Annotated in this window: 11 protein-coding genes; 1 reads left to right on the top strand and 10 read right to left on the bottom strand. The window is 42.3% G+C overall.

All coding sequences use genetic code 11. The features are described 5' to 3' along the window. Positions 1–74 precede the first annotated feature (74 nt). The 4 genes from purH to purM form a co-directional block, all read right to left on the bottom strand. Complete coding sequence (gene purH, locus CKV81_RS13100; protein ID WP_095074035.1) at positions 75–1,592, bottom strand: bifunctional phosphoribosylaminoimidazolecarboxamide formyltransferase/IMP cyclohydrolase; 1,518 nt, start codon at positions 1,590–1,592, stop codon at positions 75–77. Positions 1,593–1,603: 11 nt separating this feature from the next. Then, a complete protein-coding gene (locus CKV81_RS13095) occupies positions 1,604–2,308 on the bottom strand; it encodes a metallophosphoesterase family protein (protein ID WP_095074031.1) in 705 nt (234 codons plus the stop codon). Continuing rightward, positions 2,301–2,864, bottom strand: a complete 564-nt coding sequence (gene purN / locus CKV81_RS13090; RefSeq protein ID WP_095074027.1) for a phosphoribosylglycinamide formyltransferase — start codon at positions 2,862–2,864, stop codon at positions 2,301–2,303. Before purN ends, CKV81_RS13095 begins: the two co-directional genes overlap by 8 nt. A 67-nt stretch (positions 2,865–2,931) precedes the next feature. Further along, a complete protein-coding gene (purM, locus tag CKV81_RS13085) occupies positions 2,932–3,921 on the bottom strand; it encodes a phosphoribosylformylglycinamidine cyclo-ligase (RefSeq protein WP_095074023.1) in 990 nt (329 codons plus the stop codon). 415 nt (positions 3,922–4,336) lie between these two features. Between purM and CKV81_RS13080 the strand changes: the two genes are divergently transcribed. Continuing rightward, the gene (locus tag CKV81_RS13080; RefSeq protein ID WP_095074019.1) at positions 4,337–5,221 is read left to right on the top strand and encodes a DUF808 domain-containing protein; all 885 of its coding nucleotides are present in this window, start codon (positions 4,337–4,339) and stop codon (positions 5,219–5,221) included. Between the two features lie 128 nt (positions 5,222–5,349). Here CKV81_RS13080 and CKV81_RS13075 read toward each other — a convergent pair whose 3' ends face one another. From CKV81_RS13075 to CKV81_RS13050, 6 genes are all read right to left on the bottom strand, one after another. Then, on the bottom strand, positions 5,350–5,889 hold the full coding sequence (locus CKV81_RS13075) for an NADPH-dependent FMN reductase (protein WP_095074016.1): 540 nt from the start codon (positions 5,887–5,889) through the stop codon (positions 5,350–5,352). A gap of 237 nt (positions 5,890–6,126) precedes the next feature. Beyond that, on the bottom strand, positions 6,127–6,849 hold the full coding sequence (locus tag CKV81_RS13070; RefSeq protein ID WP_095074012.1) for a pirin family protein: 723 nt from the start codon (positions 6,847–6,849) through the stop codon (positions 6,127–6,129). Positions 6,850–7,235: 386 nt separating this feature from the next. Continuing rightward, entirely contained in the window at positions 7,236–8,615 is a 1,380-nt protein-coding gene (locus tag CKV81_RS13065; RefSeq protein ID WP_185116901.1) for an MFS transporter, read from the bottom strand. An 87-nt stretch (positions 8,616–8,702) separates the two neighbouring features. Further along, positions 8,703–9,212 (bottom strand): nuclear transport factor 2 family protein, encoded by a 510-nt coding sequence (locus CKV81_RS13060; RefSeq protein ID WP_095074005.1) that lies wholly within the window; start codon positions 9,210–9,212, stop codon positions 8,703–8,705. Between the two features lie 197 nt (positions 9,213–9,409). Next, complete coding sequence (locus tag CKV81_RS13055) at positions 9,410–11,263, bottom strand: glycoside hydrolase family 13 protein (protein ID WP_095074002.1); 1,854 nt, start codon at positions 11,261–11,263, stop codon at positions 9,410–9,412. A 170-nt stretch (positions 11,264–11,433) separates the two neighbouring features. Further along, the gene (locus CKV81_RS13050; RefSeq protein ID WP_095074000.1) at positions 11,434–12,408 is read right to left on the bottom strand and encodes a bile acid:sodium symporter; all 975 of its coding nucleotides are present in this window, start codon (positions 12,406–12,408) and stop codon (positions 11,434–11,436) included. Between the last annotated feature and the right edge of the window lie 46 nt (positions 12,409–12,454).

The following is a 12,454-nucleotide window of genomic DNA, read 5'->3' as shown; positions in this document are numbered from 1 at the left end:
AAGGTTTTGAGGAATGAAAACAAAGTTTTTAACGGTTACACCAGGGTACAATGGATGCCTTTGGTGTGATGTTATTAATGCAGGAAATGCCTCATTCCTGTAAGCATCATCGGGATTTTGTGCCCGTTGGCCGCATCGATGGAATCCTGGTCTTTCACAGAACCGCCAGGTTGGATGATGGCTTTGATGCCTTCCTGAGCGCAGAAATCTACCACATCGCAGAACGGGAAAAAAGCGTCTGAAGCCAGCACCAAATCGCCGCTGAATTTTTCCTTGGCTCTTTCCACCGCCTGTTGTGTGGCCCAAATTCTGTTCACCTGTCCACCCCCGATTCCCAAGGCCTGAATGCCGTTGGAAACCACGATGGCGTTGGATTTTACATATTTCACGACTCTTTGCGCGAAAAGCAGGGCGTTTTTCTGTTCTTCGGTTGGCTGAACCTCGGTTACAACTTTAATATCATCCGAAAACTCGGAATCGTTGTCCTGCACGAGCATTCCGCCGTCGATTTTCACCCAGGTCTGTTTATCGGAAACCGGGTTTTTAATTTTGATAATTCTCAGATTTTTTTTCTTTCTTAAAATTTCCAAAGCATCGTCGTCAAAATCGGGTGCCATCACAATCTCCAGGAAGGTTTTGTTGAGTTCTTCGGCAGTTGCAGCGTCGATTTTGAAATTCATCGCCACAATTCCGCCGAAAATGGAAACCGGATCACATTCAAATGTTTTGGTGTAGGTTTCCAAAGGTGTGTTTCCGATGGCAACGCCACAAGGCGTGGAATGTTTCACCGCACAGCAGGCCATCTCGTTTTTAAATTCGTTCACGACTTTCCAGCAGAGATCCATATCACGCAAATTATTGAAGGACAATTCTTTGCCTCCCAAAATTTCAAAATCTTTCATTGCGCCGTTTTCGAAAGTTGAAGTGTAATATGCCGCAGTTTGGTGCGGATTTTCGCCATATCTTAAATCAGAAACTTTTTTGTACGAAGCGTTCAGATAGGTTGGATATTCCTCGTCCAGAAGCATTCTTGAAATCGCAGCATCGTACGCAGAAGTGAGATTGAAAACCTTTCCGGCGAGTTTTTTTCTGGTTTCTAAAGTGGTATCGCCGTTTTCAGACATTTCCTGCTGTACTTTGGCGTAATCTTCAACATCGGTAATCACTGTTACCGAATCGAAATTTTTCGCTGCGGAACGCAACATTGACGGACCGCCGATATCGATAAACTCAACTTTTTCTTCAAGCGAAATGTCTTTATTTACATTTTCAAAAAACGGATAAAGGTTTACGATTACCATATCAATCAGTCCGATTCCGTGTTGCTGAACAGTTTTCATGTGTTCTTCGTTTGAGCGAACTGCCAAAAGTCCACCGTGAACTATTGGGTGCAAAGTTTTTACTCTTCCGTCCAACATTTCCGGGAAACTGGTGACTTCATCGATTTGAACCGGTTTTAAACCTGCGTCTTTCAAATGCTTGAAAGTTCCTCCGGTGGAGATGAGTTCATAGTTGTTCTGTTCTAAAAATTGTGCGAAATCAATAAGTCCTGATTTGTCAGAAACTGAGATTAATGCGCGTTTTTTTGACATTATATTATTTTTTATTTATTAAAATCTACTTTTTCGTAATTCAAAATTCCATCATCCCAATCCAACATCAGATAACCAAATGAGGAAGTATCTGCCTGATAATTTTTGCCGTACGGAATCTGGTAAGAAACGGCAGGGGCAATAATTTGGTTGATAAATTCTGAGGATTTTTCGTGATACTGATGGTAATGGCCGCAAATTAAATGCACCTTTTTCCCTGCTGAATTGATGATCTCTTCAACATCTTTCCGGTTTTTCAGAGGATGTTCCCTGTCCATCCACGTAACGATATCCAAGACCGGGTGATGGATGAAAATCACAGGACTGACTGCCGATTCCAGCCATATTTTCAAGTTTTCCTGCTGCTCTCTGTTGAGCCTGTACGAGGAAGTATCTAAAAAGACACAGTCGGATCCGCCGATTTTTAAAGTATAAAAAAGTTCCTGTTTAAATTCTGTTTTTGGGTAATATTTTCTGAAATTTTTAATTCTGTCGTGGTTTCCCAGAATTAATTCGACCTCAAAATCACGGGCATCAGCAAAAATGATTTCAAGAGCTTCTTTTTCGCCGAAATCGCCACCGAAGATTATTTTTCCTATGTTTTTTGCCTTCACATCATCCAGAACTGCCTTCCAGTTCTGAAGAGTATCCACACCTTTTTTTTCGACATTTTTTTCGAGCAGGTGAAGGTCTGTGATGAAGGCAATTCTATCCATTTAAAATTTTGTTTATGGCTTTCGGGAAAATCTCATATTCTATCTCGTGTACCTTTGCAGCCAGCGTTTCTGGGGTATCATTTTCATCTACCGGAACTTTTCCCTGCAGAATGATTTCACCTTCGTCGATCCCTGAAGTTACGAAATGTACACTGGCGCCACTTTCCTCTTCTTTAGCTTCTAAAACGGCGTTGTGAACATTCATCCCCCACATGCCGAAGCCACCAAACTTTGGCAGCAATGCCGGGTGTATGTTGATGATTTTTCCTTTAAATTTCTCGGTAAAATCACTGCTTAAAATCGAAAGGAAACCTGACAAAACAATCAGATCCGTGTTTTCAGGGATTATTTTTTCCAGATGTTCTGAAAACGACTTCCCGCGTTTAATGAGCTGATTTGGAATGTTTGCATGCTCAGCGCGCTCCAGCCCGTAACAGTTGCGGTCTGCAACCACCATTGAAATTTTGGCATTGGCAATCTCGCCGCTCTCAATACAATCGATAATACGCTGGAGGTTGGTTCCGGAACCGCTGACGAGGATAACTATATTTTTCATTTTGAACAACGTACAATGTAAAATGTACAATGTAAGTACCGTACTTTGTACATTGTACTTTTTACATTTACTTAAATCTAATCTTCTTGGAATCCTCTACTATTTCCCCAATCTCATAGGCATCGGGAAGCAATTCCAGAACTTTTGCAACGTACTGTTCATCGACCACAACAGTCATTCCCACGCCCATGTTAAAAGTGCCATGCATTTCCATTCTGTCGATATTTCCGCGTTTTTCGAGCTCAAGCATTACACTTGGAACCCTGATTTCAGATTCATTGATGCTCGCGCAAAGGCCTTCCGGAATAATTCTCGGAAGATTCTCAATCAAACCGCCGCCTGTGATGTGTGCAATTCCGCTGATTTCCACATTTTCCATCAGTTTTTTAATATCCTGATAGTACAGTTTTGTCGGAATTAAAAGCGTTTCATGTATTGGTTTTCCTTCAAATTCTTCGTTGAAGTCCGGGAAAATTTTTCTTACCAACGAAAATCCATTACTGTGAAAGCCTGAACTTGGCAGCGCGATGATTTTATCACCTTTCTTGATTTTGGACCCGTCAATCACCTGATCTTTCTCTACAATTCCTACACAGAAACCCGCCACATCGTAATCTCCCGGCTGATACATACCCGGCATTTCCGCAGTTTCGCCTCCAATTAAGGCACATTCATTGTCTTTGCATGCTTTCACCATTCCCATGACGATTTCTGCGGCTACATCTGCATCCAGCTTCCCGCAAGCCAGGTAATCCAGGAAAAACAGAGGCTTTGCACCGTGACATACGATATCGTTGGCACACATCGCGAAACAGTCTATCCCGATGGAACCGTAATTTTTGGTATCCAAAGCCACTTTCAGTTTGGTCCCAATACCATCGGTTCCGGAAACGAGAACCGGATTTTTATAGCCTCCGATTTCATAAAACGCCCCGAAACTTCCAAGATTGTTCAGCACATTTTTGTTATGGGTCTCTGCCACAGCAGATTTTATTTTGTCAACAGTTCTGTAGCCTTCTTCTTTGTCTACACCGGCAGATTTGTAAGTGTTGCTCATGATTACTTTTTACTTTTTTTATTTTATATAAACACAAAAGTTACCAAATGATCCCCAATTAAGAGGGACAAATTCTACATTCTTAAAAGCAGATCTGAAATCTGTGATTTCAATTTTGTGATCTCATCTGGAAGGATCACGGTTGCCTGTTCTTTTGTAACTTTTGTGGTTTTTAGCTCAAACAAAAAGCCGACAATCTTGCAGACGTCGGCTTATTATTATTTTGTGGCGCAATTTTCGTTTCCAAAATTTTGGAATTTATCCCTATCCGAAAATAATTTTTGCGCTTTCATTTTGCTTAAAATTAAGTTTTGCGAAAGTATAAAATTTTCAGCGATTTTAAAAGTGAAATTTTCGGTAAATTAAAATAAAAATCAACGGAAAACCGTATTTTTGTAAGTTAAAATTTAAAATTATGGCTTCAGGCTTTTTTGCTATCCTCGACGATATTGCTGCACTGATGGACGACATCGCAGTAACTTCCAAAGTTGCAACCAAACAGACCGCCGGTATCCTGGGGGATGACCTCGCTGTGAATGCGGAAAAGGCGACAGGCTTCCTTTCCTCACGCGAAATACCTGTGCTGCTTCAGATTATGAAGGGCTCTTTCATCAATAAACTCATCATTGTTCCGATTGCTTTTCTGCTGCAGTGGATGTATCCGCCCGCGATTAAAATTATTCTCGTTTTGGGTGGGCTTTATCTTGCTTTTGAAGGCGTGGAGAAGATGATCGAATATTTTTTTCATAAAAAAGAAGAAAGCGGTAAGGAAGTGATTGAAGAAATCGAAGCGCCCGGAACCAGCGGCGAGGCTGAGGAAAAATCAAAGGTAAAGTCTGCGATCACGACAGATTTTATCCTTTCCATAGAAATTGTAATCATAGCTCTGGGAACGGTCCTTAAGGAACCGCTGATGGTACAGATCATCACGGTTTCCATCGTTTCTATCATTGCAACTGTAGGTGTTTACGGAATTGTAGCACTGATTGTAAGGATGGACGATGCCGGTTTTAAACTGATTAAAAAGTCGGGACAAAAAGGTTTTCTGAATACTTTAGGAGAATTTCTGGTAAAAGCGTTGCCATGGGTGATAAAAGCGCTCGGCGTAATCGGTACTGTCGCTTTGATCCTGGTTGCCGGCGGAATTTTCGATCATAATATTGATTATCTTCATCACCTTTTGCCAAATGTTCCTTCGATGCTGAAACAGGCCATTTACGGAATCGTGGGCGGATTGGTAATGCTTCCGGTTTTTATACTGTTTAAAAGAGCATTTAAATTTGTGAAAAAAGCGAACTGAAAACTGGTTATAAAATAGAAAGCGTGGCTTCGGTCACGCTTTTTATTTTAATTTGCGTATGGCTTGAAGCGTTGGATTCTTTTATGGACTTTTTATTAAATTTATTAAGCTTCCATTTCCCAGCACGATTATGGATTGATATGAGATATTACGAGATCAATTTTCTCTTCCAGCTCGGCTCTTTTCTCTTCGTCGATGATGCCTTTTCCTTCCTCAAAAGTTTCTTTGAATTTAGGGAGGACAAAATTTGTAAGCACGTGGGCTCCGCTGAAAGGCGCACGCTTCATAAAAACTTCGGAAACGTTTTTTCCACCTCCGGGACCGGGCGCGGTTGACAGCAAAAAGATTGGTTTTTCGCCGAAATGTTTGCGCCCCTTGATTCTCGAAACCCAGTCGAAGACATTTTTAAAAGCCGCAGTATACGCCGAATTGTATTCAGCCAGCGACATAATGATCAGATCCGAAGCATCAATTTTATCTGCAAATTTTTGCGCCAAAGGATGCACGCCGATTTCTCTTTCGCGGTCGCTGCTGAAAAACGGCATTTCATAATCGTTCAAATCCAGAAGTTCAACATCATGGCCGTCAAAACGCGACGATACGTATTCTACAAGTTTCCTGTTGATGGAATCTGAGGAAATGCTTCCTGCAAAGGCTAATATTTTCATAAAGTTAATTTTTAAGTGTTCTTTTGTCTTGAAACAAAAGAACCAAAATTTCAAGACTGGATTAGTTTGGCTAAAATTTCAAAAACTTACTAAAATTCCCAAAACTCGGGCCGAAACAAGATCTGGTTGTTTTAACAGATTCTAGCCGCCACTCAAACAGTGGAAATTTTTTAACGTAAGTTTTTGAAATTTTCTTAACGGCAATAACTCCAAGGTCGTTTAATGGACCCAAATATATTACATTCTTGGCAAGTTCATCGGAACTTCCATCAGGAGAATTTCGGCGTTTTCAAGGGCTTCTACGGTGAAGCGATCCGTTTCGGAGAGGCCAAGTCCATCGCGTTCAGACAGTTCCCCCTCTCCTACTTTCGCTTTCCCTGAAATCATAAAAACATACACGCCGTTGCCTTCCTTCTTCAGTTCATATTCCTTTGCCGTCCCTTTGTCGAAATTCGCCAGGTTGAACCACGCATCCTGATGAATCCAGCTGCCCTCACCGTCCGGATTTGGAGATACGATCTGCTGAAAATCGTTCGGTTTCGCACTGTCCGCAATTTTAATCTGGTCGTAGCGTGGCTGAACGCCCATTTTGTTCGGAATTACCCAGATCTGAAGCAGTTTCACCGCTTCATCTTCGCGACCGTTGAACTCGCTGTGCTGCACTCCGGTTCCGGCGCTCATCACCTGGATTTCACCTTTCTGGATCGCCCCAAAATTGCCCATCGAATCCTTGTGGTGCAGCTCGCCGCTCAGCGGAATAGTAATAATCTCCATATTGGCGTGCGGGTGCATGCCGAAACCCATTCCTCCTTCCACATGATCATCGTTCAGCACTCGGAGTGCGCCAAAATGCACTCTTTCAGGATCGTAATAATTGGCAAAGCTGAACGTATGGTTCGCCTTTAGCCAGCCGTGGTCTTGGTGCCCGCGGGTGGCCGCTTTATGAAGTACTGTTTTCATTATATTAATATTTTAATTGGTTTTATATCGATTTTACAGTGCAAAATTACTTTTTAAGGCGATTGCCCGCATTGATGTATGGTAAAAAGAAGTTTTAAAGCTTAGGGAAATTATATTATTTTTAGAAATTAATCGAACTTGAGTATCTTTCTGAAAACCCCAAAAGCGGTCAGGATTTTAGCCAAATCAGAAATGGTATTTTCGGTTCCAGAGTAAAATCACATTTCATTTTTTATCGGATAAACTTAAAATGTGACGAGCTAGAAATAATCAGAATCCTGCACCTGAAAAATTCGAAAAATTTTATAAAACATTTTCCACCCGCAAAATTTAAAACAAAAAATTCCGCCTCAACGACGGAATTTTGTTATTTAAAAAGGCAGGATTTAAAAATGTACCTGCTGAATCTCTTCTTCTGCCTGACCGGTTTCAGCGGGATCTGATTTTACCAAGAGCATGGTGAGCAACGCCGCAATGATCATACAGATGCCGCCTACGACGACGTAACCCATCGCCATATTGCCGAAAAGGTTAGAAACAATCGGGCCGCCAAAAATACCGTTCACGATCTGAGGAATCACGATAAAGAAATTGAAAATTCCCATATAAATTCCCATTTTCTTACTCGGAATGCTGTCGATTAGCATCGCATAAGGCATCGCCAGAATACTTGCCCACGCAAAACCAAGCCCGATCATAGAAATCCACAGCAGATCTTTGGAGATGAAATTCATCGCAATAAGTCCCAGACCGCCGCAGACCAAAGCCAAAGCATGGGTTTGTTTTTTACCGATAGCTTTTGCAACCGGTGTCAGCAGGAAGGCGAAAGGAATCGCCCAGAGATTGTACTGCCCGAAAAGTTTTCCGGTAAGGTTTCCCGCCTCATTGAACATCTCGGAATGCGTATCATCCGGAGAAAGCCCGAAATGGTGCGTCGCCAAAGCGTTGGTCGTGAAAACCCACATGGTAAACAGCGCAAACCAGGAGAAAAACTGCACCAGTCCAAGTTTCTTCATCTGATCCGGAACTTTAGCAAAATCTTTGAAAATATCTGAGAATTTAGATTTTTCTTCTACAATTTCTTTCCCGTCAGAAAATTCTGCAAATTCCTGCGGCGAATATTCTTTCGTCGTGAAAATCGTGTACAAAATCGTCAGCAACAGAATTGCCGCACCGATGTAGAAGGAGTAGATCACATTATCCGCCACGTAACCTGCCGGCGCAACGCTGTTCACGCCCAGTTTGGTGAGCCAGTCGGGCATATACGACCCCAAAACCGCTCCAAAACCAATCAGAATCGTCTGTACGGAAAAGCCAAGGGTTCCCTGATGTTTCGGCAGCATATCGCCAACCAGCGCACGGAACGGCTCCATCGCCACGTTGACCGAGGCATCCATCATCGCCAGGAATATCACCGCCAAAAGCAAGACATTGGCTGCAACTAAGTGCGTTACTGAAGCAGCATTCGGCAGAAGAACCAAACCAACAGCACACAGCACGGCTCCAATGAGAAAGAATGGTTTCCTGCGCCCCAGAGGACTCCAGGTGTTATCGCCCAAGTGGCCGATAATCGGCTGCACGATAAGCCCCGTGAAAGGCGCCACCAGCCAGAACCACGAAAGTTCATGCACATCGGCTCCCAAATTCGCTAAGATACGGCTCGCATTACCGTTTTGCAGGCCAAAGGCCATCTGTATTCCCATAAATCCCATGCTCATGTTGATGATTTGTGCAAGGGAAAGGTTTGGTTTTATTTTTTTTGTCATAATCGTATTGTTTCAGGTTTCAGGTTTAACCCTTCAGCAGGGTCAGGGTGACGTTGTTTTCAATTCCCTAATGAAAAATCTCCAGGGTCATTTTTTTAATTCTTCTATTTTTTTGGTTTCTAATTCGGATTTTATTTTGATGACGTCATTCGAGACCTCATTCGGAATGGTCATGGACAGGATGTACTGGCGGATTTTCCAGGTGTTTCCGATTTTTTCCAGGACGCCGGAGCCGCGGCAGATTTTCATTTGGGTTTCCAGTAATTCGTCAAACCAGGCGTATTTACCGTCTTTGCTGAAGGTGATGTCTCTTTTCAAAGATTTGAAACTCCACGCTTTTCCCTTGTCGAAATGAGGTTTCGCGTAAGCCATAAATTCTTTTTTGTTCCAGATTTCGCTGGCATCCGTACCGATGAAGGTGGATTCTTCCGCAAATAAATCGAAATAATTTTTGAAGTCGGCTGATGCGGCGTAGGCATTCAAATCATCCAGTACTCTGGAAACGTTTTTCTTTTGCACGTTTTCGTAGAAGCCTTTGGTTTGGGCGTTTGTGAATGCAAAAGTTATTGCGAATAAAAGTAAAAACAGTTTTTTCATATTAAAGTTTTTTTTGCTAAAATTTGAATTTGATTTCCAAAATCGACTCTCTTCGTTCGTCGAACCACTTCGTTAGGTTTCGGGTGGAATTAAAATTTTTACTCACTAAAGTAAGATTTGGCCGCCATCCAAACACTGGAAATTTTGCAGGAAAAACAATTTCAAATTTCGTAACGCAAAAGCCTCCTAGGTCATTTCTAATTCAATTCTAAAATTAATGAAGTTTTTGGTGAAACGGTTAATTTATTTTCTGGTTTTAGCTGAAAAGTTTTTCCGGTGATGACATCCTGTCCTGCCGAAATTCCGTTTAAACTTTCTGCAAAGCGGCTTAAATCCAGCGTTTGTTCCTTTGCATTATTGTTTAGAACTACCATCACTTTTTCTTTTTCATTGTATCTGAAATACACATAAACACTTTCTTTAGGCATATAGTGCGTCGTTTTTCCGGTGTGGATCACCTCTTTTCCTTTGCGCCAGTTCAGGATTTTTTGGGTAAAATCGTAAAACTCCTTCTGCTCTTTGGTTTGAGTTTGTGGATTGAAAGCATTCTGTTTATCGCTCTTCCAGCCACCTGGAAAATCCCTGCGGATGTCGGCATCCCCTTTAGATTTCTCACCCCGCATTCCGATTTCGGAGCCGTAATAAAGCTGCGGAATCCCGCGAATGGTGGAGATTAAAGTTAAAGCCATTTTATAAGCATCCGGATTGGCATTGAAAATCTCGTTGAACCTTTCTGTATCGTGATTTTCGAAGAACACCAGGATATTGTTGATGTCCGGATAAAGGAAATCACTGCCCAGAGCGTTGTAGATTTTGATCATGCCCTTGTCCCAGTTTTCAGCTTCCTGCAAAGCACCTGGCAAATCGGTATACAGCGTGAAATCCATCACTGACGGCAAATTGGAATTATACCCCACCGCTTCTGCAATCTTGGAATCCCTCTGCCAGTACGCGATATGCGCCGGCTGATACATCCACGCCTCGCCCACGATGTTGAAATTCGGGTACTCGTCGGTGATGGCTTTTGCCCATTTTGCCATGGCTTCTTTGTCGTTGTACGGATAAGTGTCCACACGCAGGCCGCCGAGTTCAGCATACTCGATCCACCAAATCGCATTTTGGGTTAAATATTTTAAAACCAACGGATTGCTTTGGTTAAGATCCGGCATCGTGGTATCGAACCAACCATTGAGCGCTTCTTTTTTATCAATTTCGGAAACGTTTTTGTCGAATTGTGAAGTCGTGCGGTAATTGGAACGTTTGAAACCATATTTGCCTTCCCCATCCGTGAACTGGTGAATCCAGTCTTTTGTCGGTAAATCCTGAATGAGCCAGTGAGAAATTCCCCAGTGGTTTGTGACGTAATCCTGAATGAGCATCATTCCGCGTTTTTTCAACTCCCGTGAAAGTTCGAGGTATTCTTCGTTGGTTCCGTATCTGCCATCAATTTTATAAAGATCGGTCTGGGCGTAACCGTGATAGGATGTCTGCTTTTCGTTGTCCTCGTTTGCGGGCGTGAGCCACAGTGCGGTAACCCCCAAATTTTGAAGATAGTCTAAATTTTTTATAATGCCCCGCAAATCGCCACCATGTCTTCCGCTTGGCAAGTTTCGGTTTGCCTTTTCGGTTAAATCCGGTTTGGAATCGTTGGTTTCATCACCGTTTGCAAAGCGGTCGGGCATGATCAGATAAATGACATCTTTGGATGAAAATGAACTTCTTTCTGCAGATCCCGGATTTCTGTCTTTCAGTTCGTAAGAGTATGAACTGATTAATTTCTTACCTTTTTTCAGGTTAATATTGAACTTTGAAGTTTTAATTTCACCTGTATTTACCGTGATGAACACGTAATTGGGATTTTCAACTTTCTGCAGATTTTTGATCAGAACACCGTCTGAAAGTGCAACTGTTTGGTTGGCAATATTTTTGCCGTAAAGTAAAATCTGAAGTTCGTGATTCTTCATCCCTTTCCACCAGAATGCAGGCTCTACCTTTTGGATTTGAGCGAAGGAAAAAACGGAAATGAACAGAAATAAAATTGTTTTTTTCATTTTTAATTGGCTGGCGCGAGCGAAGCGAGCGCCGATTTTGCAGTTTATTATCACTAGCCCCGATAGTAGCGGCATCCTTTTGTGGAGCGCAGCGGAACAAAAGATACAGCGGATAGCGGGAAAAAGCTCCTAAAAATTTTAACCGTTAAATTTACAAATATTGCCCTAAACTACACGCTTTTTGCGAGTTTATTTGCCAGCCAACTGACGTAAAAAAGTTGGAAGCTGTGATAAATCATGATGGGCAGCAGGAAAAGGACTTTTGATTCGTCGGGAATGCCCAGTACGAGGACGAAAAGGCTGCCGTGGACGAGTGATTTTTTGGAACCGCAAAACGTGGCGGTGACGGTATCTTCCCGACTGAAATTCAGCCGGTGACAAATGAATTTAATGATTTCGTAAACAATGAAAAACAGAGCGATACAGGCTAAAGTAAGCCATATAAACTGTATGGTAGGAATGGTTGAAAAAATACGGTTGATAAATGCACCCGAAAAACTTTCATAGACGATGAGCAGGATGATGAGCCGGTCGAACTCGCCAATGAGCTTGCTGTGGCGGTTTATGAGATTCCTGAAAATGGGGTTCAGCAGGATACCGAGAATGATGGGCAGCAAAACTTTTATGAGCAGCTGTGCGATGATTTCGGTGGTGTGGGCGCCGCTTTCAGCATTTTGACTGAGAAAAAAGCTCATCAGCAAAGGCGTCATCACAATTCCTATCAACCCGGAAACTGAGGCGTTGAATATGGCTGACGTGATATTGCCTTTAGCTATGGAAACCATTACCACCGATGAAGACACCGTGGACGGCAAAGCTGCCAGAAAAAATACCGCAACCCACAGTAGAAACCACGTACTGTCCTTCGCCAAAGGATAAAATAAAAATACCAACATTGGAAAAAGGATGAATGTGCCGAACTGCACGAGCAGATGCAGTTTCCAGTTGGAAATGTCTTTTAAGACTTCCTTCAGGTTGAGTTTCAGTCCGTAAAGCAGGAAAATACCGGCAATACCCCAGTCGATAAATTTATTAAGATTGAAAATCTCGTTATAGTGTGGCTTGTAGGGAATTAATTTCCCCGCAATGACCATTAAAATCAGCAGGATGAGGAAAATATTTTGCCTGTTGAAAAGTGTTTTCATAAGAAATAAAAACCTTAAAAGCATGGCCTTTAAGGTTTGAGTAAAT

This window comes from Chryseobacterium taklimakanense (assembly GCF_900187185.1).
Classification (GTDB): Bacteria; Bacteroidota; Bacteroidia; order Flavobacteriales; family Weeksellaceae; genus Planobacterium; species Planobacterium taklimakanense.
The sequence above is the reverse complement of the archived record's forward strand: the minus strand, read 5'-3'. Positions and strand labels throughout refer to the sequence as shown.

Coding starts and splice junctions, on each gene's coding strand:
- purN (WP_095074027.1), bottom strand. CDS start 2,864: ATGAAAAATATAGTTATCCTCGTCAGCGGTTCCGGAACCAACCTCCAG.
- CKV81_RS13060 (WP_095074005.1), bottom strand. CDS start 9,212: ATGAAAAAACTGTTTTTACTTTTATTCGCAATAACTTTTGCATTCACA.
- CKV81_RS13055 (WP_095074002.1), bottom strand. CDS start 11,263: ATGAAAAAAACAATTTTATTTCTGTTCATTTCCGTTTTTTCCTTCGCT.
- purM (WP_095074023.1), bottom strand. CDS start 3,921: ATGAGCAACACTTACAAATCTGCCGGTGTAGACAAAGAAGAAGGCTAC.
- CKV81_RS13080 (WP_095074019.1), top strand. CDS start 4,337: ATGGCTTCAGGCTTTTTTGCTATCCTCGACGATATTGCTGCACTGATG.
- CKV81_RS13065 (WP_185116901.1), bottom strand. CDS start 8,615: ATGACAAAAAAAATAAAACCAAACCTTTCCCTTGCACAAATCATCAAC.
- CKV81_RS13070 (WP_095074012.1), bottom strand. CDS start 6,849: ATGAAAACAGTACTTCATAAAGCGGCCACCCGCGGGCACCAAGACCAC.
- CKV81_RS13075 (WP_095074016.1), bottom strand. CDS start 5,889: ATGAAAATATTAGCCTTTGCAGGAAGCATTTCCTCAGATTCCATCAAC.
- CKV81_RS13095 (WP_095074031.1), bottom strand. CDS start 2,308: ATGGATAGAATTGCCTTCATCACAGACCTTCACCTGCTCGAAAAAAAT.
- CKV81_RS13050 (WP_095074000.1), bottom strand. CDS start 12,408: ATGAAAACACTTTTCAACAGGCAAAATATTTTCCTCATCCTGCTGATT.
- purH (WP_095074035.1), bottom strand. CDS start 1,592: ATGTCAAAAAAACGCGCATTAATCTCAGTTTCTGACAAATCAGGACTT.